At 58.7% G+C, this 20,942-nt stretch carries 21 protein-coding genes and 1 pseudogene; 11 read left to right on the top strand and 11 right to left on the bottom strand.

The window, feature by feature from the left end:
* Nucleotides 1-52 precede the first annotated feature (52 nt).
* Nucleotides 53-259, bottom strand: coding sequence for a hypothetical protein (locus tag ACP7E0_RS21825; RefSeq protein ID WP_426127751.1), 207 nt, complete (start codon nucleotides 257-259; stop codon nucleotides 53-55).
* Nucleotides 260-268: 9 nt separating this feature from the next.
* The gene (locus ACP7E0_RS21820; protein ID WP_426127749.1) at nucleotides 269-433 is read right to left on the bottom strand and encodes a hypothetical protein; all 165 of its coding nucleotides are present in this window, start codon (nucleotides 431-433) and stop codon (nucleotides 269-271) included.
* Nucleotides 434-780: 347 nt separating this feature from the next.
* Between ACP7E0_RS21820 and ACP7E0_RS21815 the strand changes: the two genes are divergently transcribed.
* Nucleotides 781-1,377 (top strand): LysE family translocator, encoded by a 597-nt coding sequence (locus tag ACP7E0_RS21815; RefSeq protein WP_426127748.1) that lies wholly within the window; start codon nucleotides 781-783, stop codon nucleotides 1,375-1,377.
* A 72-nt stretch (nucleotides 1,378-1,449) separates the two neighbouring features.
* Here ACP7E0_RS21815 and ACP7E0_RS21810 read toward each other — a convergent pair.
* Nucleotides 1,450-2,133, bottom strand: a pseudogene (locus ACP7E0_RS21810) (AraC family ligand binding domain-containing protein); the annotation flags it as partial.
* A gap of 382 nt (nucleotides 2,134-2,515) precedes the next feature.
* On the opposite strand from ACP7E0_RS21810, the gene ACP7E0_RS21805 reads away from it, so the two are divergent.
* Nucleotides 2,516-3,322 (top strand): FadR/GntR family transcriptional regulator, encoded by an 807-nt coding sequence (locus ACP7E0_RS21805; protein ID WP_426127746.1) that lies wholly within the window; start codon nucleotides 2,516-2,518, stop codon nucleotides 3,320-3,322.
* A gap of 9 nt (nucleotides 3,323-3,331) precedes the next feature.
* Entirely contained in the window at nucleotides 3,332-4,423 is a 1,092-nt protein-coding gene (locus ACP7E0_RS21800) for a glycoside hydrolase family 88 protein (protein ID WP_426127744.1), read from the top strand.
* A gap of 23 nt (nucleotides 4,424-4,446) precedes the next feature.
* Here the strand turns inward: ACP7E0_RS21800 and ACP7E0_RS21795 are convergent, their stop codons facing one another.
* Nucleotides 4,447-5,223 carry an SDR family oxidoreductase gene (locus tag ACP7E0_RS21795; protein WP_426127742.1) on the bottom strand — a complete coding sequence of 259 codons (777 nt, stop codon included), beginning with the start codon at nucleotides 5,221-5,223 and terminating at the stop codon, nucleotides 4,447-4,449.
* Between the two features lie 87 nt (nucleotides 5,224-5,310).
* On the opposite strand from ACP7E0_RS21795, the gene ACP7E0_RS21790 reads away from it, so the two are divergent.
* The 8 genes from ACP7E0_RS21790 (at nucleotide 5,311) to ACP7E0_RS21755 (ending at nucleotide 14,110) form a co-directional block, all read left to right on the top strand.
* A complete protein-coding gene (locus ACP7E0_RS21790) occupies nucleotides 5,311-6,276 on the top strand; it encodes a substrate-binding domain-containing protein (RefSeq protein WP_426127740.1) in 966 nt (321 codons plus the stop codon).
* Between the two features lie 60 nt (nucleotides 6,277-6,336).
* Complete coding sequence (locus tag ACP7E0_RS21785) at nucleotides 6,337-7,833, top strand: sugar ABC transporter ATP-binding protein (RefSeq protein WP_426127738.1); 1,497 nt, start codon at nucleotides 6,337-6,339, stop codon at nucleotides 7,831-7,833.
* 17 nt (nucleotides 7,834-7,850) lie between these two features.
* Nucleotides 7,851-8,882: an ABC transporter permease gene (locus ACP7E0_RS21780; protein ID WP_426127736.1), complete on the top strand. Its 1,032-nt coding sequence runs from the start codon at nucleotides 7,851-7,853 to the stop codon at nucleotides 8,880-8,882.
* Nucleotides 8,879-9,736 (top strand): hypothetical protein, encoded by an 858-nt coding sequence (locus tag ACP7E0_RS21775; protein ID WP_426127734.1) that lies wholly within the window; start codon nucleotides 8,879-8,881, stop codon nucleotides 9,734-9,736. The genes ACP7E0_RS21780 and ACP7E0_RS21775 overlap by 4 nt, the downstream gene beginning before the upstream one ends.
* Entirely contained in the window at nucleotides 9,733-10,518 is a 786-nt protein-coding gene (locus ACP7E0_RS21770) for an enoyl-CoA hydratase/isomerase family protein (protein ID WP_426127732.1), read from the top strand. Before ACP7E0_RS21775 ends, ACP7E0_RS21770 begins: the two co-directional genes overlap by 4 nt.
* Before the next feature lie 26 nt (nucleotides 10,519-10,544).
* A complete protein-coding gene (locus ACP7E0_RS21765; protein ID WP_426127730.1) occupies nucleotides 10,545-11,777 on the top strand; it encodes a CaiB/BaiF CoA transferase family protein in 1,233 nt (410 codons plus the stop codon).
* Nucleotide 11,778: 1 nt separating this feature from the next.
* Nucleotides 11,779-12,927 carry a galactonate dehydratase gene (gene dgoD, locus ACP7E0_RS21760; RefSeq protein WP_426127728.1) on the top strand — a complete coding sequence of 383 codons (1,149 nt, stop codon included), beginning with the start codon at nucleotides 11,779-11,781 and terminating at the stop codon, nucleotides 12,925-12,927.
* Between the two features lie 76 nt (nucleotides 12,928-13,003).
* Nucleotides 13,004-14,110, top strand: a complete 1,107-nt coding sequence (locus tag ACP7E0_RS21755) for a M24 family metallopeptidase (RefSeq protein ID WP_426127726.1) — start codon at nucleotides 13,004-13,006, stop codon at nucleotides 14,108-14,110.
* Between the two features lie 293 nt (nucleotides 14,111-14,403).
* Here ACP7E0_RS21755 and ACP7E0_RS21750 read toward each other — a convergent pair whose 3' ends face one another.
* From ACP7E0_RS21750 to ACP7E0_RS21720, 7 genes are read right to left on the bottom strand one after another with little or no spacing between them, the layout of a single operon-like run.
* Entirely contained in the window at nucleotides 14,404-15,372 is a 969-nt protein-coding gene (locus ACP7E0_RS21750; protein WP_426127723.1) for an ROK family protein, read from the bottom strand.
* Between the two features lie 11 nt (nucleotides 15,373-15,383).
* Nucleotides 15,384-16,175 (bottom strand): GntR family transcriptional regulator, encoded by a 792-nt coding sequence (locus ACP7E0_RS21745; protein ID WP_426127721.1) that lies wholly within the window; start codon nucleotides 16,173-16,175, stop codon nucleotides 15,384-15,386.
* A complete protein-coding gene (locus ACP7E0_RS21740) occupies nucleotides 16,159-17,235 on the bottom strand; it encodes an ABC transporter ATP-binding protein (RefSeq protein ID WP_426127719.1) in 1,077 nt (358 codons plus the stop codon). The genes ACP7E0_RS21745 and ACP7E0_RS21740 overlap by 17 nt, the downstream gene beginning before the upstream one ends.
* A complete protein-coding gene (locus ACP7E0_RS21735) occupies nucleotides 17,232-18,149 on the bottom strand; it encodes a carbohydrate kinase family protein (RefSeq protein ID WP_426127718.1) in 918 nt (305 codons plus the stop codon). Before ACP7E0_RS21735 ends, ACP7E0_RS21740 begins: the two co-directional genes overlap by 4 nt.
* On the bottom strand, nucleotides 18,150-19,172 hold the full coding sequence (locus ACP7E0_RS21730) for an SIS domain-containing protein (protein ID WP_426127716.1): 1,023 nt from the start codon (nucleotides 19,170-19,172) through the stop codon (nucleotides 18,150-18,152).
* Nucleotides 19,169-20,014, bottom strand: a complete 846-nt coding sequence (locus ACP7E0_RS21725; protein WP_426127715.1) for a carbohydrate ABC transporter permease — start codon at nucleotides 20,012-20,014, stop codon at nucleotides 19,169-19,171. Before ACP7E0_RS21725 ends, ACP7E0_RS21730 begins: the two co-directional genes overlap by 4 nt.
* Nucleotides 20,014-20,898 carry a carbohydrate ABC transporter permease gene (locus ACP7E0_RS21720; RefSeq protein ID WP_426127714.1) on the bottom strand — a complete coding sequence of 295 codons (885 nt, stop codon included), beginning with the start codon at nucleotides 20,896-20,898 and terminating at the stop codon, nucleotides 20,014-20,016. Before ACP7E0_RS21720 ends, ACP7E0_RS21725 begins: the two co-directional genes overlap by 1 nt.
* Between the last annotated feature and the right edge of the window lie 44 nt (nucleotides 20,899-20,942).

Raw genomic sequence — 20,942 nt, 5'->3', positions numbered from 1 at the left:
GCAAAAAAATTGATCCCAGAAGGTCGGAACGGACGCCGGCCGCGAGTGCGATCTACTTGACCAGGCAAGCGACATGCTTGTCGGAGAGCTGTTCGATATCGACAATCTTGTTGCCCTTGGATCTGCGGCGGAGGAGCTGGCTTCCCGCGATACAACCGAAAAGGATCCAGGTCTTGCGGGCAACAACGGGGAAGTTTGGCCTAGGCGCCGCGCGGCCGACCTCGACTTCGCGCCATCCCGTGTTGCCGGGCAGCGTCACCAGATTGCATCACTCGGGAAAAATCTCGATCCAGCCATTGCCGTCGCTGTGATCATCGCGGACCACTTCGAGACCAACGATTTCCGAGCGGCGCAGCCCTCCCTCGAAGCCCAAGGGCAGGATTGTCCGGTCGCGCGGCCCGCTCAGATTATAGCCGATTGTGCTGAGACGCATCTTGATGTCGTCGCCTGCGTCAGACTTGTTTCCCGTAGACGTCCCGGAGTGTCTTTAAATTCAGCAATACAAAGGAGGTGATAGAGGCAGTCAGCTCGCGGCTCATCGCTGGGAGGTCGCCACCTGTTCGCTTGTCATGTGCTGATCATTGTCTGCTCCGAGATAGGCGAGCGAGCTTCTGTACTGGATTAAACTTTGATTTCAGAATGAGGCGGCATTTTTCTCCACTTGTTCGATCATGATTCCAAAATTGGCCGTGAAACCTTTCACAAGGCCAAGGTCAATATTCTACAATATCTATTCCTTGCGAAAAACTAAGAACGCCCGAACCTTCAAGGATCGGGACTATGACGACCGCATTGCTGCTTTCCATGGCAACCTTCTCGCTTGCCGCTTCTATCTCACCCGGGCCCGTCAACATTGTCGCTATGTCAACTGGCATGCGACATGGACTCGGCCGGTCGATGCGGTTCACCGGCGCGAGCGTCGGATTCGCAGTGTTGCTTATTCTCATCGGGCTTGGCTTGAGTGCCGCCGTCAACTGGCTGCCAAATCTGTTGGCTAGCATCCGCTGGGCGGGTGTTCTGTTCCTCGCCTATATGGCGATTGCGCTCGCGGCCGATGGCGGTGGATTGTCAGCAAACACGAGGCCCGCGGCGCCGTCCGCGATCGATGGCGCCTTGCTTCAATGGCTCAACCCCAAGCCCTGGCTTGCATCGACTGCGGGAATGGGGGTCTTTGCGGCAGGTACAGATCTTCCTCGGCTCCTTATCTTCGCGGCTATTTATTTTGTTGTTTGCTACGTCTCCGTGAGCTGTTGGGCGATGGCCGGAATGGCTCTTCGCCAATGGGTCACGAACTCCTCGAGGATTCGAATAATGAACAGATTTCTTGCCGCGCTGGTGGCTGCAACCGCGGCTTATCTGGCACTCGCCAGCGCCTAGCTCCCTAAATGCCCTAATATAAAAACCGGGATTGGCCGCTGTAAGCCGTTTAAAGGTGCGTTGAAAATGAGCTTGGTCGAAAAACATTGTTTCGTGAGCCGCATCCAGAACGCTTGCGCCGTTTCGAAGGATCCTTTGTGCTTTTTGGATGCGGAAGTTGATGAGATACGAGTACGGCGTCAGGCCGAATCGCCTTTTGAACGAGCGTATAAGATACGAGCCAGAGAGGCCGGAAGCTTCGCATATGTCGCCGAGCCCAAGCTTTACGTTCCAGTTATCCCGGATGAAATCGGCTGCGATGGCAATCCGGTCGCTGTCGGGTGGCTGTCTTCTGAGGTTGCCGCCCAGCGTCTCGTAAACGTCCGCGAAAACTTCAGTGGCTGCGACCTCTCGACTGAGCGTCGTGGCGTCAGGGGATTTCAAGGCGACATAGAGCGCGTTCAGGCCACTGTAGAGCGCGTGACCATCATAGACTATTTGCTCGATGTCGAGGAACCTCCCGTCGCCGCAGCCACGGAGATCAGCTTGAATCTTTCCAAACCATTCCGTCTCGACGTAAAACATCCGGTAAGACCACGCCGCTCCTGCAATGGAGTTGCAGGCATGAACGTCACCAGGGTTCATGATGGTGGCGGAACCCTGCGAAATCTGCCTCGTGATGCCGCTGTTCAAGTAGTTGGTCTGCCCATGCGTGATCACGCCGATGGAAAACGTTTCATGGCTGTGCCTTTCGAAACAGACCTGTCGTCCGTCCATCACGGCGGCTGAGCGAGGAGAGCGACGCTTCATACGCACCGTTCGACATTCGTACCCGGGCTTGGAGCGAGCGGCTTTTCGAATTGACCGGGGTGATCTAACACTCCCGCCTGCTTCCCGAACTTGCGCCGGTGGGCCGCACAGACCCTCTCCTTGCTCGCATTGCAAACGAGCTAGGGCTAGGGCCGGGTATTCCGGTGGCAATGGGGGCGAACGACATTAATGGAAAATCGATTAAGCCGCTGAATTCAAGATACTTAAGTTTGGAAGGAGCGTCGAAATCTCTGAGCTCTATCGAAAACAAAGATCTCCACACATAATCGCTTGTGACAGTTCGCAAAGATTGTTAGTCTGTTAATCAGATAAACGATGGAACTGATTGATGTCGAACATTGTCAAACCTGTCTTTGGCGGTCGTCGCAGCGAGAGCTTGGCTGGCGTGATCGAGGTCAGAGGTGTCTTGGGAGAGGCAGTTTCTGAGCTGGGAACACGTATCGTCGGGGGTACGTGGCTGCCGGGAAAGACAATCTCCAAGGAAGCCGATCTTTGCGACGAGATGGGGGTTAGTCGATCGGTCATTCGCGAGGCGTTTCGCATCCTCGGAGCAAAGGGTTTGATCCGTAGCCGTACGTCTGATGGAACAAGGGTCCAGCCCCGCAGCGAATGGCGCCTTCTCGATCCCGACGTCATGGACTGGCGGATCAAGGCGGGGGACACGAATTCTCTCTTGCATGACCTATTGAAGGTGCGGCTGGTGCTCGAGCCGGGGGTGGTCCATGCCGCGACATTGATGGCGTCGCCGGAGGCCAGAGCACGGGTTCGCCGCGCCTGGGAAGTCAAGGTGCATGTCTACACTACGCCGGATCCGGATTACGCCGAGCGTCGCCGACGCTTTATTCTAGCTGATCTTGAGTTTCACCGATCCTTTCTGGCATCGGTCGAGTCTGACCTCTTGTCGCAGTTGTTCGCCGTTATCGAGGCAGCGCTCGGCCTTCTCCTGGACATGCAGATGAGCGCGCGCGGATACACCACCCAGATGATCGGAATGGAAGAAAGCCAAGCTTTGCACGAAGCGGTCTTCGTAGAGTTCGAGCGCCGGGACCCCGTTGCAGCAGAGGCGGCAATGCGTCGGCTCATCGAACGCGCGATCAGCGACGCGCATGATGGTTTCAAGCAAAAAACCCCTTGAGGATAAAATATGATGGATATAAAACTCACCGATTCTTTAATCGGTGCGGTCGCTGCACGCCTTGGCGCGCACGATTTCAAATGTTGGTTCTACGGCGATTCCGTGGGTTTTGAAGGACTGATCGCTGCATCCGACATGCTGGGGCAGCCTGGTTGGTTCAACTTCAGCCACGGTTTCTTTCGGGCGTGGGCAACGCGCATGTTGCCCTTTATGCCTGACGATAACACGGCCCCTGGTCATGCGATGTGTGTTGTGGTGGAGCGCACCGGAGATGCTGTCTTGCGGGATGCCGTTATTGCCTTGGCCCGCGATTTGCGTGCGCGGCGGAAGGTGGGGTCCGTCTCGGTTACGTTCGAGGACTCTCTTCGATCTCTACGCACCCCCTATGGTGGCGTGCAACTTTCGGCTGCTGAAGCCGAACAAATGAAGTCTCCGGGACCAGGGATCTGGCTCGACTGCATGCATTTCGACCCGCCGTTCTTTGCGCATCTCGACAAAATCGATCCTGACCAAGGTTGGGCTGAGACGGCGGCAGCGGAAATCCTTGGCTATAGGGACCTACTCCTCGATCCTTCGACGGGTCTGTATAATCACTTCTGGCTTGAAAAGGCGCAGTGCTCATACACTCAAGGATGGGGTCGTGGGCAGGGCTGGGCCCTTCTAGGCCTGATCGACGTGGCAGAACACCTGCCAGAGGGGATCTCTGGTGCCACCGATGTTCGCGAAGAAGCTTTGCGCCTTGCACGTCGGATGCTGGATTACCAACTGCCAGACGGCAACTGGCACTGCATGGTGCACGAAGCCGAAAGTGGGCCTGAAAGCTCTACCGCCGCCTTCATGGCGACGGCTTTTTTTCGAGGTATGCGCCTTGGCCTGTTGCCGTATGAGGAATTTACGAATGCGGCTGAACGCGCCTATCGCGCAATGGAGGCCAATCTGGATGCCGAGGGTAATTTGCTCGGGGTATCGGCGGCCGTGATGTCGGCATTGGTACAACAGCATTACTGGCACGTCCCTTTGGACCGGATCGTGCCATGGGGGCAAGGTCCTGCGCTGACGGCTGCGGCTGCTCGCCGCATATGGCAAGCGCAGAGCGAATAGCCAGGCAGGATGTGGGGGGCAGGTTATTCGTACATCCGGATGCTGACCCCGCCGTCTATCACGATATTTTCCCCGATCATGAATCGCGCTTCGTTAGATGCAAGAAGCACGGCGACGGCGGCCACCTCTTCAGGCTGGCAAAGTCTGCCTGGTGGTTGCTTCGCCTCGGTTTCGGCCCGGGCTCTCGCCGGGTCCGGGTGGCGATTAAAATCGTCCTGCGCAATTTGCGTATCCGTGTAGCCCGGCGAGATAGCATTTACGGAAATGCCCTTGTCTGCATACTGGAGACCCAGTGATCGGGTCAGTCCCAAAAGTGCGTGCTTGGCGACCGGATACGGGAACGTGTCTTTGATCACTGTAAAGGCATGATTCGAGATAATATTGATAATCGCACCGTCGCGTTTTGACAGCATGTCAGTCAGGACGGCTCGCGCGCAGTGCCAAGCGCCTTCCAAATCTACGGATATGCACCGGGTCCAATCTGCAGGGGTCATCTCAAGCGGCTCCCTGAACACGGCAATTCCGGCATTGTTGACCAATACATTGGCGGGGCCGAGATGGTGCCGGGTCGCTTCAACCATCGTAATAACGGACTCCGGGTCGGCAACGTCGCACCGATGCGCGGCAACCCTCATCCCTGTTTGTTGAGAGATCTCAACAGCGGTCGCACGGGCTTGATCCTCGTTGATGTCAGCGATCATCACTGACGCTCCTTCTTGTGCGAAGCGAAGTGCAATTGCGGCGCCAATTCCGCGACCACCGCCGGTGACGATTGCGGTTTTTCCTTGCAACCTACTCATTTTCAATTCCATCCTTTCGGGCGCTTGCGTTTGTCTGATAAACAGTTTAAGTGACAATACTATAAACATTCTGAGGAGGAGGATGCAATGAACATTTCCAAAACGTTTCTCGTTGCCACGACAATGGTTACCTTGCTCGCCAGTACCGCTTCCGGTGCCGACAAGCTGGTGGTTGCTATATATAAGAGCGGCACCCAACAGTACTTTCTCGATCAAGCCGCGGGCTTCACCAAAGCCGCGGAGGAATTGGGCTATAAGGCTCAGATCATCAATGTCGAACTCGACGCCAACCTTGCAATCAGCGCGGTGTCTGATGCTATCGCCGCTGGTGCAAAAGGTATTGGACTGACCGCCCCGGATCAGGCAATGGGCGCTGCCGCTGCTGCTGCTGCCGCCAAGGCCGGCATTCCGCTGATCGCCACCGACGACCCGCTTAAAGACAGCGACGGCAAGCCCGTTCCCTTTGCAGGCTTCGATGGCGTTGCCATGGGAACGAAGGTCGGCGAGCGAGCGGGAGATCTGCTGAAGCAGTCCGGCTGGTTGGGCGGCACGAAGTACGGCATTTTGAGCATCAACCTCGATACGCTTTCGGTTTGCAACGACCGCACTGATGCCGCGAAAGCGCAACTGCTCGCTGCGGGTTCGACAGAGGCGAACGTCATCCCGGTCTCCTATGACGGCACCACCGATGTCGCTCTTTCCGCATCCGGCCCCGTGATTACGGCAAACCCGGACGTGGCAAAGTGGGTCGTCGTATCATGCAACGACGAAGGCGTTTTGGGCGGCGTCAACGCGCTGAAAAATGCCGGTTTTTCCGCATCTGACGTTATTGCGGTCGGACTTGGCGCGTATGAAGCATGCCGGCCCTGGAAGGAAGGCATCGAGACAGGATTTAAGGCCGCGCTCTATATTAGCGGAACTGATGTTGGCGATGCGGCTGCGCGCGCACTGATCAAGTCCATCGAGACCGGCGAACCTCTGCCGGAAAAAACTGTGGCTAATACCACTATAGTCGATCCGACCAGCTACGCAAATATTATGCCCTGCAAATAAATCTTCCCAAGCCCGACGGGTCGTTGCGGCGGCCCGTCCTTTTCTCTCGGAATTCAAACCATGACCATGCTCGAAATTAAAGCAGTGGGTAAGTCCTTCCCCGGTGTCCGGGCGCTGTCTGGCCTTTCGATGACAGTAGCCGCGGGCGAGGTGGTGGCATTCGTCGGTGAAAACGGCGCGGGCAAATCCACGCTGTTGAAGATTCTGTCCGGCGACTATCGTCTGGATCAAGGGCAGGTGTTGCTGGACCGGGTCGAAGTCTCGCACGCATCGCCTCTGGAGGCGCGGCGGGCAGGCTTTCGGTTGGTGCGCCAAGAGCCGGAAATCGTTCCAGATATATCCGTTGCCGAGAATGTGTTCATCGGCGAATATCCCTGCCGCAGTTTTGGCCGGGTTGATTTTGGAGCCGTGCGCGCGGAAGTAATGGCATTGCTCACCCGGTACGGTTTCGCTGGCATGATCGATATTGATGCCGATGGCCGTAGTCTTTCGCCCGCGCAAATGCACATCGTCGAGATCATGCGGGCGCTGAAGCCCGGTGTGAAAGTTGTGGCTTTCGACGAGCCGACGTCGTCCTTAACCTCGGACGAAGTCGATCGGCTTTTTGCCCTGATCCGGCAGTTGAAGGCGGAAGGGCTCGGTATCATCTATGTTTCCCACCGTCTGCAAGAGGTCATGGCGATCTCCGACCGGGTGATTGTCCTAAAAGACGGCGTGCCGACAGGCGATCTTGTAACCAGCGAGACGACGGAAAACCGGATCGTAAGCTTGATGGTGGGACGAGAGCTTATTCATGGCTTCAAGCGCCTTGAGACAACGCGAGATGAGGTTGTACTTGAGGTCGATGGTCTATCCAGCCGTTGGCACCGCGACATCGGGTTCAAGATCAGGGCTGGAGAGATTCTTGGGTTCGGCGGTTTGGTGGGCGCGGGGCGCACGGAACTCGCCAAGGTTCTCTTTGGCGAATACCCCCGAACTGCGGGCCGTGTCAGGCTGCTTGGCATGGACGTAGACATCCGCTCGCCTGCCGATGCGATCCGGGCGAGCATTGGGTTCGCGCCTGAAAACCGCAAGGCAGAGGGTCTTATTCTGGTCCGTTCGGTTATTGAGAACGCGTCGATGGCGATTTATTCGCGTCTCGCCCGCTGGGGTGTCTTGCGCAATACCTGGATGATTGACGCGGTCGGGCCGGTCATACGGCAGCTCAATGTGAAGACGCCGTCGCTCAATCAAGATGTCGGCAAACTCTCCGGCGGAAACCAACAAAAGGTCGTATTGGCCCGCTGGCTGGCTGCTGGTCCTCGCTTGCTCATTCTGGACGAACCGACGCGAGCCGTCGATGTGGGCGCCAAGGCCGAAATCTATCGGTTGATCGATGACCTGGCAAAACAGGGAATGGCGATCATGATGATTTCTTCGGAGATGCCTGAACTATTGGCCCTGTCGGACCGGATCGTCGTAATGCGAGATGGCCGGTTATCGCGGTCAATTGAAAAGAAAGACGCGACAGAGGAAGTCATTGTCGCCCACGCGCTTGGTACAGGAGCTGCTGCATGACTACGGGAGAGTTGCAAATGAACAGCCGTCCATCGGAAGGCTTTGTGGTACGGGCGACGCGGTTTATCGGAGCAGAGAACCTGTCGCTGATCATTGCCCTGATCCTGCTGGTGGCGGCGGTCTCCAGCCAGACTGAGTTCCTGTTTTCGTCGCGCAATCTCTTTAATATCGCGCAGAACATGGCAGTCGTAGGGTTGATCGCCGTCGGCATGACGTTGGTAATTGTCTCTGCCGGGCTCGATATTTCGGTTGGGTCCATTGCCGGCTGTGCCTCAGTGGTTTGTGCGATGGTCGTGGCGAGTACAGGCGCGGTGTCAGGCGGGCTGGCTGGTGGCATCGCCATCGGCCTGGTGCTTGGCATCGTCAACGCGATGATCATCAACTATTTGCGGGTGAATGCTGTGGTGGCGACTCTAGCAACGATGTCAGCCTTCCGCGGCGTCGCCTTTCTGATCGCTCCTGGCGGGCGTCCCGTCGGCGTACTCGATCCGACATTTGCCCTGCTGGGTTCCGGTCGATTTTTCGAAGTTGGCGGGTTCCCGGGATTTCCCATTGCTTTCGCCATTCTGGTCGGCGTTGCGGTCGTCGCGCATTTTATCATGTCGTCGACGGTCTTCGGCCGGTCGATTTATTCAATGGGCGGCAACCCTGCTGCCGCGCGCCTCGCAGGCATCGATCTCAATCGTATGCGGCTCTGGATCTACGCGGTCTCCGGCGGACTTTCTGGACTGGCGGGGGTTATTGTCACGGCGCGCACGTCCTCCGGACAGCCTGCATCGGGCACGCAGGGATTGGAGCTTGAGGCGATCACTGCCGTTTTCCTCGGCGGCGCGTTGCTGGCTGGCGGCAAGGGAACCATCGTTGGCACGATGCTGGCGGTTCTGCTGTTGGCCGTACTGTCGAACGGGATGAACCTGTTGGGCATTCCTACCTTCTACCAGCTCGTTGCCAAAGGTTTGCTTCTCGTTCTCGCCGTGGCGATCGGTCAATGGCGGATGGCAATGGCGGAAAAGCGTCAGGCCAAACTCACCACGTCAGGAAGGGCATGATGACGCTCACACTCGCCAACGACCGGATGAGTCTCACACTCGTGCCCGAGTATGGCGCGAGAATAACGGGACTTCGGGATCGCTTGACCGGGCGGCAATGGTTGATACCGGGCGATCTTAGTACCGACACCGGCTCGGATGCAATTTATGGAGCGGACCAAGCGCGCGGTTGGGACGAATGCTTCCCCACAGTGGCGCCATGCAAGCACCCGTCCTGGGGCATCCTTCGCGATCACGGCGTCCTTTGGGGCACCGCCTGGGACGTCGTGGAGGCTTCGGTCGACTGCATCGACACGCAGTATGTCTCTCCCGATTTTCGTTTTGTACGCAGGCTCAGTCTGCATGACGCGACGTTGACGGCGGATTATGCCGTGACAAACCGAGCTGCCGCGCCACTCGCGTACCTCTGGAGCCAACATTGCCTGCTCGCTGTCACACCAGAGGACAGGATCGCGCTATGCGGATGCGACAACTTGACGGCGGATGAATTGCCGTATGACTGGCCGGATTATCCCCGACGCGATCTTAGCCGAATCGGTACGGCATCCGACGGATTTGCGCTGAAATCATACGCTATGACGCCAGCCGTTGCGTCCGCAGAGATCGTCAATCCGGATGGCGGCATACGATTTTGCTGGGACGGCATTCCCGCCTTCGGCCTTTGGCAGTCCTTCGGCGGCTGGCCTGCCGATGATCCCGTTCACCAGGTGGCGCTGGAGCCGGCGACGGCTGCTGCCGATCACCTTGTCGCCGCCGAGGCAATCGGTCAGGCCAAAACTGTTGAGCCACGCGCCACCCACCGCTGGTCCGTTCGCGTGACGCTGACCGCCCCCAATCGGAGGACACAAAATTGAGCGAAGATCACATCCTGTTTCGGGTCAAAGAGGGCATAGCCTTTATCACGCTGAACCGGCCGGCCAAACACAACGCGATCACCGCCGCCATGGGCGGCGAGATAGCTAAACTGGCGCGCCGGATCGACACCGATGCCAGTATCAAGGTCCTCATCATCGAGGGCGCCGGCGGGCGGGCGTTTTCTGCGGGCTCCGACGTTAACGCGCTGGATGATCTCGGCACGCCATGGGACGGACGCAACCGGGCCGACTACGACCGCGACTACATCGCGCCTCTTCTCGGCCTGCGCAAGCCTGCGATTGCCGCTATCAACGGCTATTGTCTTGGCGGAGGTCTCGAGGTGGCGATGTGCTGCGACATCCGTATCGCGACCCCCAACTCCTCTTTCGGCGCGCCCGAAGTCCAGCGCGGCTGGCATGCGGGCTCCGGCAACACCTCGATCCTGCCCCGGCTAATCGGCTACGGCAACGCGGCTTTGTGGATCCTGACGGGTGACCGTTTCGACGCAGCAGAGGCTTATCGCGTCGGGCTGGTTCAAAGGATTGTTGATCCTGACACACTGCTGTCCGAGGCGCGGAAGATCGCAGCGCGACTGGCCCTCAACCCGCCGATTGCGGTCCAGTCAGCTAAGCAAATTATAAAGCAAAGCCAAGGCACATCGATCGCGCAGGGACTAGCATGGGAAAATGACGGGTACACGCTTTGCATGATGACTGAGGACGCACGCGAAGGGATGGCTGCCTTTAGCGAAAAGCGCGACCCCGTGTTTCGCGGGCGTTAGGGCAAACGGATTGAAGGACAAATGAAATGACCGAGAACAACGTTCAAAAAGGCCCCTTGACTGGACTTCGCGTTCTGGACCTGACGATCGCAATGGCAGGTCCGCTGTGTACGCAGCGACTGGCTGAAATGGGCGCCGACGTGATCAAGATCGAGGCGCCGGGTGGTGGGGACTTCGCCCGCCATGCGCCGATGGCCGGTGTGACCCGCTTTGGCGATGCCACGTGCTTCGTGACATTAAATCGCAACAAGCGCAGCCTCGTGCTGGATCTCAAATCCGAGGAAGGCCGCGATGTTCTGAACAAAATGGTTCTGGGTGCCGATGTTCTGGTCCAGAACTACCGCCCGCATGTGGCAAAAAAGCTGGGGATCGACTACGAGAGCCTATCAGCTCGCAATCAGCGTCTCGTCTATGGCTCGATTACCGGCTATGGCGACGAAGGGCCGATGAAAGATCGTCCTGGCCAGGATCTGCTGCTGCAAAGCTTCACGGGCCTGGCCTTCAATGGCGGAACCGCCGATGGACTGCCAGCGGCGTCGCCGCTCTACATGGTCGATGTCACCGCCTCCCATATGGTGTGCGAAGGCGTGCTGGCCGCGCTTGTCGCGCGCGGTGTTTCCGGCCAAGGCCAGCAGGTGAAGGTCTCGATGATGGGGGCCATCATGGAAATGCAGTGCCAGGAGGTAACGAGCTTTCTGGCGGCCGATGCACCGCCAGTCCGCGGAACCCAGCCCCAGGTGTCGATTTATCAGGAACCGCCCTATGGGCTCTATAAGTGCGGGGAAGGCTATTTCGCTATAGCGCAGGCCGATCTCGACGTGCTGGCACGGGCGCTTGACCTGCCCGCCCTTTCGACACTGAAGGCGACGCGTCCACCGCAGGGTGATGTCGCGGCGTTGACCACATGGCGCGATGAGATCGTCGGCACTGTTGCCGCCAGACTGGTTCACGCCCCTGCCGCCGAATGGGATGCGCTGCTCTCACCGCTTGGCGTCTGGTGCATGGTTGCCAACGACTACGCATCTTTCCTTGCTCATCCCCAAGCGCGCGAAATGCTGATCGAGCTCGACCATCCCAAAGGCGGAACCTATACCACCGTCGCGCCCGGCATCTGCTTTCCCGCCGTCAGCCCGCAAAAAATGACGTCCGCTCCCGCCTATGGTGCCCACAGCCGTGAAATCCTGCGGTCGGAAGGCTTTGGCGAAGTCCAGATTGACGCGCTCATCGCCCGTGGCACTATAGTCGCATTGGATGCCTGAGATGAAGATCACGGCGCTCAAAACGTTTCTGGTTGCTCCCCGCTGGCTATTTCTGAAGGTCGAAACAGACGAGGGTATTTCTGGCTGGGGTGAACCGGTACTGGAAGGGCATGCTGAAACGCTGGCGGCTAAAATTGCTGAGATCGCCGATTTCGTCATCGGCCTTGATCCCAGACGCGTCGAGGATATCTGGCAGATGCTCTACCGCAATGGCTGCTATCGCGGTGGCCCGGTGCTGATGAGCGCGATTGCCGGCATCGATACCGCTCTTTGGGATATCAAGGGCAGGGCGCTGGGCGTACCGATATACGAGCTTCTTGGAGGTCCCGTGCGCGACCGCATCCGTAGCTATTGCTGGATCGGCGGAGACAGGCCGGAACGTCTGATCGAAGGCGCACAGGCAATGCGAGATCGTGGCTTCGATGCGGTCAAGTTCAACATCTGCGAGGAATTACGGATCGTCGATACCTATGCTGCGGTCGATACGATCCTGAAGCGACTGTTCGATCTGCGCGCGTCCGTTGGCCCCACGATGGATCTCGCATTCGACTTCCATGGCCGCGTGCATCTACCGATGGCCCGGGTCCTTTTGAAAGAAATGGAGCCATTGCGGCCGCTGTTTGTCGAGGACGCAGTGGTTTCGACGATGGTCGAATCGATGTCCGATCTGGCGCGTGCGACCTCGATTCCACTGTGCATCGGAGAACGTCTGCATTCGCGATATGATTTCAAGCCAGTGTTCGAACGCCGAGCTGCGCAGGTTATCAACCCTGATCCCGCCCATGTCGGCGGGATTTCGGAGACAATCCGGATCGGTCATTGGGCCGAGGCATACGACGTGGCACTTGCTCCGCATTGCCCTCTGGGGCCAATCGCGCTGGCCGCCTGTTTGCAGGTCGATGCGGTGTGCCACAATGCCTTCATCCAGGAGCAAAGCCTTGGTATTCACTACAATCAAAAAGGCGACCTGGCCGACTACACGCTTCCGGAGCGTGGCTTTACATTGAAGGATGGCCACTTGCTCATACCCACCGGCCCCGGCCTCGGTATCGAAATCGATGAGGCTCGCGTTGTCGATGCTACCCAAACCGGCCATCGTTGGCGTGCTCCGGTCTGGCGGCATAAGGACGGGTCGGTGGCAGAGTGGTAGGCCATGGACACCGCAATTCGTGGCAATCGAGACCAGGCACATCTTTCGCAGTGCCTGCCACCATAGGATCCGCTCCATGACCAAGGACCGTCAAGACCGCATCCGGGACGTTCTCTCTGAGCTTGGAGCGGACTGGGCCCTACTGAGCACTCCTGATGCAGTATGCTATGCGACAGGTCAGGTCATTCCGATTGAGACAGGACCGTCGCCCTTTACCGGCGGGCCAGCACTCGCCTTTATTGGACGCCAGGGCGGAACAGGTCTCGTCTGCTCGAATGTCGAGGCCACAGACCTGCCGGCCACTCTCGACGCCGAAATCTATACAGGATTTGCGGGAAATGTTGTCGACCAGATAACCAACTACCGGGCGGCTGTTCAGCGCATCGTCCGGCATTTGAATGTGGATGGGCGTGTCGCAATCCAAATGGGTTCACACCCGGCCTGCCTTCACGATCTGATCCCAATTACAATCCCGATCGATAACATGTTTCAGCGCGCTCGCGCCATCAAAACGCCTTCTGAGATCGCCGCTTTACGCGCAGCCGCAACCGTGGCCAGCGCAGGTCAAATCGCCGCGCGCAACGTGTCGCGCGCGGGCATTTCGGAAATTGAGGCGCTTAACGCCATACGTGGTGTTATGGAGCAAAAAGCAGGGGAACGATGTGCGTTGGCGGGGGAGTATCTCGGGGGAATAGACCACTCCGCTACATTGGGAACCAAGCCGGGGCCACGTCGCCTTCTGGAGGGTGACCCTGTCCTGTGCGATCTGGCACCTCGTGTTGCTGGCTATTGGGGCGATAGTTGTAATAGCTTCACCTTGGGCGCGCCGTCCGAAGCATGGCGGACAATCTACACGACCGTTCATGAGACCCTTATGCTTGCTATTTCGACACTGCGACCGGGAATTACAGTTCACGCCTTCGATACCAGCCTCCGTGAAAACATGCAAAAAGTAGGGCTGGTCTACCCACATCATTCGGGACATGGCATCGGCACATCCGTGCATGAATGGCCTCGTATTGTGCCGCATGAATATGGCCTGATTGAAGAAAACATGGTGCTAATGGTTGAACCTGGCGCTTATGTCCCCGGCGTCGGGGGCTTGCGCTGTGAACATATGCTCCGCGTGACGGCGACTGGCGCTGAAGTGCTAACTGACTTTGCGATGGGTGTCAGCGAATGAGTGTCGAAAAGCCGTCTTCAGCGCCGACGACATTTCGTGTATGCGACAGATGGTGATGCGTCACGTATCTGAAGGCGGTGCATCTGGATGCAATGGTCAAACAGTCTCTGGCCAGGTCGCGCCCGCTCTTCCGTCGGAGCATGCTCCTGCCGAGGTAAATCGGAAGGAAATTGCCGATGATTTCAAAGGCAGTAGATTCCGCAATTAGATGTTCAGAACTTTCGCGAGATACGCCGCATCCTGCTCAGCACCTGACAAAAATAGCAGGAAGCGCCGACGCCTCGGTTTTGTCGTCAACGAAGGCCGCCAGTGGCGTTATCCAACGGTGGGAGCATCTGGGCTGCTGCGCCGACGATGCCGGCATCATTTCCCAAGCTTGCGCGCACAAAGCGCAGCTCTCCCATGTAGCCGGGCAGCCCGCAGCGACGTGCCTCGTCCTCAAGGGGCGCCAGCAAAAATTGGCCGGCGGCGCTAAGGCCTCCACCAATCACGACTGTGTCTGGTGCGAAGGTGTGGACCCATGAGGCGACCGCGCGCCCCATCCAGCGTCCCGCGTTGGCGAGGATAATGCGGGCATCAGCATCGCCGGCAAGGGCACAGATAACGAGGGTGGCGGCTGACGCCTGTGTGTGTTCGGTTCTCGCCTGGCGTGCGATAGCGCCGTCTGGGTCACGCGCTGAGCGCTCGGCAGCGATAAGGTCGAGGGCCTCGCCAGAGGCGAGCGCTTCAAGGCATCCGATGCAGCCCAAGCGGCAGCGCTGTCCGCGCGCATCCATGATCATGTGTCCCGCATCGCCGAGACAACCGCCCGATGTGACCATTGCCCGACCATCGACTATCATTGCGACACCGATGCCGGTTCCTGCCGTGATCATCAGCAGTCGCTTCGCCTTTGAGCCCGCCCCGAAGCGGGCTTCCGCCAGCGCAGCAGCGGTCGCATCATTCTCGAGGCGTGCAGGCAGGTTCAGCGCGGCTGACAGGGACGTCGCCAGCGGAAAGTTGATGAGGCCCGGAACGTTGCCCACGCCGCCTGATAAGTTGGCATCATGGATGGGCCCGGGATAGCCAATACCGACGCCGCTCACGCGGACTCCTAGGGGTACGAGTTTGCGGATGGCGGTCACGTAGCTTTCCACGATGGCGTCACCACGATCGCCCGGATTGGCCGGTATCCTGCTTCGTTCGAGTACTTCGCCTATCTCCGACACAAGGCCGATCTTGGTGCTGCCACCACCGATGTCGATTCCGATGGCATGCCACATGATAAACCTCTTTAGAGACGGTAACGGTTGACGTGCAGCATGAAGCCGTCGCCGCAGTAGACGGAACGGACATATTCGCACACCTGGTCGGTGTCGGTTGCTGTAACGCGCCAGACGGCCAGAACTGGCGCGCCGGAGGCGATGTGGAGGTGCCGGGCTTCTTCGTCGGTGGCCGCGAGCGGCTCGAACAGTGCATCCGCCCAAGCAGGCACTATACCCCAGCTTTGCGTCATTAATCCATAGAGCGACCCATTGTCGAACATTTCGCGGCGGGCGTTCGGATACATCGCCTTAGGCAAGTAGGCCTCCTCATATGCGACAGGACGACCGTCGATCGAGCGCACCCGGCGAAGGGCGATAAAGGTTTCGGTTCCGGCAACCTGCAGATGATTACGAAAGGCTTCCGGCAAGCTGGCGTCTGCGGCGAAGTCAATTAGCGTTGAGGCCGCGATACCTCCCAGGCGCTGAACCTCGGAGGTGAAGCTGTGAAATCCCGACACGCCTGTCATGCGCGAAGTGGTGGTAAAATAGCCGCGTCCCTGTTCGCTATAGATCGCACCGCGGGTTTCGAGCAGCTTCAGCGCCTGCCGGATGGTAACACGGGATACGCCGAACTCGCGGGATAGATCGCTTTCGGACGGCAAGGAGAAGTTTTCGCCTTCTCTGGTCCTAATTTCGTCACTCAGAATTTCCGCGACCTGCATGTAAATCGGTGCAGCACCGTGGCGGCGGATCGGACGCCGGCGCGATTCTGGCTGAGCGTGGTTCTCGCTTGAAGACGTTCCGTCAGTGGTGGCTGTCATCGTTCAGTCTCATACCGGTTTCGACATCGAAAAAATGCGTATGCTCGTCGGGGACATGCAGCACAAGCTCATGTCCCGGGTCAAGCTTTTGAAGAGCGGAAAAGCTCGCCACGACTGGCTGATTGCCGATGCGGCCTGTCACGATCAGTTCGGGTCCAGTCAACTCTGCCACGTCTACCTTCACCGGTAGTCTTGCTCCGGTTGAGCCGTATTGCAAAGCTTCGGGGCGTATACCCATGATCACCTTTTTGGCCGTTGCAGCTCTAGGTCGGGAAACGGGCAGCACAAGTTCCGACCCATCGATTTGCAAGCCACCATTACGCCAGGAGCCTGTCAGCATGTTCATCGGCGGCGCGCCGACAAAGGTTGCGACGTAACTTGTGGCCGGACGATGGTAGATGGCTTCCGGCGTGTCCAACTGCTCCACCCGTCCGTTTCGCATAACCGCAATCCTTGTGGCAAGCGTCATGGCCTCGATCTGGTCGTGGGTCACGTAGACCACCGTTGTCCTCAGCATTTGGTGCAGACGCTTCAATTCGGTCCGCATTTCCATCCGCAATTTTGCGTCGAGGTTCGACAGCGGTTCGTCGAACAGAAAGACCCTTGGGTGGCGCACCAGGGCGCGTCCTATGGCAACGCGCTGACGCTGGCCCCCTGACAGCTGGCTCGGTTTGCGGTCGAGAAGCGGTTCGATCTGTAGGATGCGTGCGGCCTCCAGCACTGCGCGGTCCAGCTCGGCTTTGGGCACCTTGCGCATTTCGAGACCAAAGCCAATGTTGCGGCGCACGGTCAGATTGGGGTAGAGCGCGTACGACTGGAAAACCATCGCGATATTGCGGTCTTTTGGGTGCACACCGAGGATTGTTCTATCGTCGATCCGGACATCGCCGCTTGTTGGCTCGGCCAACCCCGCTACTATGCTTAGAAGCGTGGACTTTCCACAGCCAGAGGCACCGAGAAGAACTAAGAATTCGCCATCGTCAAGCGCTATGTCAATCCCGTTCAGCGTTTGTAAGTTGCCAAACGATTTGCATAGGTTGGCGATTGTAAGCGCGCTCATATCGACTGGTCCTGTTGGGCGATCTGCCGCGGGTTTGTTGAGATGGCTTTCGACGCCGTGGTAACGCCGTTGTACAGGCAATCGGGCAGGGGTTGCGAATGGGCGTAAGCTGCGAGAAAAGCCGCGTTGAAGATGTCGCCTGCGCCAATCGTGTCGATAACCTCAACTGGATTGGCAGCAGCGCGGTAGAAATGGCCATCGGCGTCCCGCGCCACAGCCCCGTCCGCGCCCCTCTTGATCACGACCAGAGCATCCCTAGACATGCCGTGACTGATGGTCTCCGCGGCCTTTTCGACGGTTTCCGCTCCAGCGAAACCAGTGGCCTCGATCTCATTAAAGAGTGCAATCCTGCTGCGGGACAGCCACACCGCGGTGTCGGCGCGGGCGGCCTCTGTCCAGCCCTCCGGCGGCCAGCCGGTATCCAGTGCTACCGCAACGTCATGCTGATCGGCCCAGTCGAAGAGAGCTGCGTAGTTCGCGGCAAGCGCATCGGTGATGAAACAGCCGCAAAGGAGCAGCAGCCCTTGACCCATAGCCGCGCCGTCCAGCGTGGCGCAGACGGCTGAAGCCGTCATATCAAGTAGGTGCCCGTTCGTTGTGAAGAAAGTGCGCTCGCCGTCTGGGTGGGTCAAGCCGACGGACAGGGTTGTACGGCGCGCGCTGACCGGCCACCGGGGCGCGTGTTCGGGGAACGCATTGGCAAGCCAATTGCCGTAGTGATCTGCTCCGATGTTGGCGGCAAATTGAAACGGCAGCCCCATCGCCTGCCAGACGAGCGCCGCATTGCCCGCTGCACCGCCGACCCGTAAATCATCATGGGCGACCATGACCTCGGTTCCAGGCTGTGGCCATGGTGCGACCGGGCCCAAGATTAAATCGACGTTGACATTTCCGACGACGGCAAGCGGGCGCATTTATTCAACCCTCGTGATTTTAGTCGACCTGACCGGAGTGCCAGCGTCGGCCACTCGCTCTGCAGCGAAGCCGATCATCAACCTCTGCGCTGTCGGCAAAATGCTGAAGATGGAGGCAAGGCCAGAATGCCGGGCAAACGGAATCGTGACGATACCAGCAATGGGCGGCAGACCGGAGCAGTCGAACACCACGCAAGGTGATTCCGTTTCAGCGACTGACTGCCCCATGGCCGTGACCAGACCTGCGGTCGGATCATCACCGCGAAACAGGATGACGCCCAGATCTGGACCCAGCATCTCCATGGGACCATGGCGCAACTGCCCGCCCTCAAGCGAGAAGCATGGGCGACGCGACAGTTCCGTCAGTCCGAGGGCCATCGCCTCGGCGACACCCTGCAGACGACGGCCAGATGTTACTACGCCGCGTACGGTAGACAAGGCGGCGAGCGCGGGCGTGACGTCTGGTTGTTCAGGCGCTTCAAGCGCCGCCAGTGCGCTAGTTGGATCGGTACCAAGGGCGGCGAGCACAGCGAGATGAAGAGCCAGCGTTACAGTAAGGCTGCGCGTCGCGGCAAACGCATGTTCCGTGCCGCCGTGCCCCACTAGCGACGGGGTCAGTCTTGAAAGGGAGGAACCACCCTCCAACGTCATGCCAAAAACATCAACAGGACGTTCTCCCGTTTCGAACCACCGGATTACTTCAGCACTTTCTCCTGATTGCGAGGTGACGAGAACTGTCCGCCCCTCCAAAGGAAGCGGTGCACCCAGCTGTTCGGAGAGGGGCAGCGCAAGTGCGTTGATGCCAAGGTCGCGGTAGAGGGGCTCGACAGCGCGCGCCACCGCGTGGGACCCCCCCATTCCGAGCATGACTAACGAGCCAGTGCGCCGGATCGCCTCGGCGAATTGCTGCGCGGTACTTCTGGATTGTTCAAAGGAGGCGATAGCATCGGCGTTCTGACGTGCCATTTCGCGGTCGATAGCGAGCAGTCCGGCCGGTCTTTGAAGTGTTTGGGTCATGTTCATCCTTTGACGCCGCCACTGGTGAGCCCCGAAATCAGGGCCCGTTGCATGAGAAGGCCGATCAGAACGGGCGGAAGGGCGGCGATCACCCCAGCCGTTGCGATCATCCCGTAGTCGGAAACCCTACCCCCGGCGATATCAGCGATTGCCACTGTGAGCGTTTTGGCGCGTAGGTCGGAGGTGAAAAGCAGGGCGTAGAAGAACTCATCCCATGCCAGCAGAAATGCGAATAGCACGGCCGTGCCGATCGTCGGCAGCGCCAGGGGCAGAGTGACTATCCGCAAGGTCTGCCAAAGGTTGGCACCATCGATCATTGCCGCCGCCTCGATCTCGCGGGGGATGCCGTCGAAGCCGGACTTCATTAGCCAAGTCGTAAAGGGTGCCAGGATGGTCAAGTATACCAGCGCCAGAGTGAAGACGCTGTTGAGCATGCCAAGCTTAGCGAGCCCCATATAGAGCGGCACTGCGAGGGCCACCGGCGGCAGCATGTAGGTGGCAATTACTGCATTAAGCGACCATCCAACAGATGGCGTGCGCGATACTGCCCACCCCGCGGGAACTGCAACGGCAATTGCAGCAAGCGTCGCCATGGCTGCGACAGCAACGCTATTAAACAGCGAGGAGGTGACTGCCGCCCCGGCACTGTTTTCAACGCGAGAGAGGAGTGTGGCGTAGCGGGAGAGGTCGACCTTGTCGGGCCACCACTGCAGCGGACGCGCAGAAAGGGCTTCTGCTGGAGAAATGCTCATCACAAAGAGCCAGAGAACGGGGGCGAGGATGATTACGGCAAGGGCAAATGCCGCCCCGTGTAGCAGGATCTTTTCCAGTGTGCTCTGCCGTTCCATTACTGAGTGCTCCCGGCAGTCTTGCGCAACAGGCTGCCGTAGGTCACGGCCAACAGACTCACTATCAAGGTGACGATTAGAGCGAGCGACGCGCCGGAGCCTGCTCGCTGAAAAGAAAAGCCTTCTTGGTAGACAAGAATCGACAGCGTCCGCGTCGTGTTGGCAGGCCCGCCACGGGTCATAATCCAGATGATGTCGAACACCTTGAAAGCCTCGATGGTTCGCAACACGAGCGCGACCATCAGCGGGCCGGCCAGATGCGGCAGCGTGACATGGCGAAAGCGCTGAAATGCACTCGCGCCATCAACCAGCGAGGCGGCAATTGTGTCGCGTGGTACGGCCTGCAGGGCGGCGAGTGCAATCAGAGCAACGAGCGGAAAATTCTTCCAGGCATCGGCCAGGATGATCGCCCACATCGCGCTACCTGGCTCCCCAAGCCAAGACCGATAGGCGTCAATCAGTCCAATCTGCGTCAGCGCCGCATTCATCGCGCCGTATTCCGGGTTGTAGATTAGCCTCCAGAGCGTCGCATTGACGACCGTCGGCAAAGCCCAGGGTAGGATCATCAGGGCTCGCAGCAGAGTACGCCCGTAGAAGCGTTGGTTCAGCAACAACGCCGCTAGCACGCCCGCCACCATTTCGATTGATACCGAGGTGAGCGCAAACCACAGCGTCGACCAAAGCGTTTTTAGAAAAGCATTGCTGGTAAGCATCTTTGCATAGTTGGCGATGCCCACGTAGTCGCCCCCAGTGCCGACCAATCTGGCATTTGTGAAGGATAGTCGAACGGTTTCAGCCAGGGGCCAGCCGATCACGCCGACCATCACGATCAGCAACGGAAGCATGAGCAGCCACGCTCGAGTGGTCAGCCAAGTGCTCGACATGGGCTACATCCTTGACAGGTTTCATGGGTCATCCGGACGGGCGA

The organism is Pararhizobium sp. PWRC1-1 (assembly GCF_049897905.1).
Taxonomy (GTDB): Bacteria; Pseudomonadota; Alphaproteobacteria; order Rhizobiales; family Rhizobiaceae; genus Pararhizobium.
The sequence above is the reverse complement of the archived record's forward strand: the minus strand, read 5'-3'. Positions and strand labels throughout refer to the sequence as shown.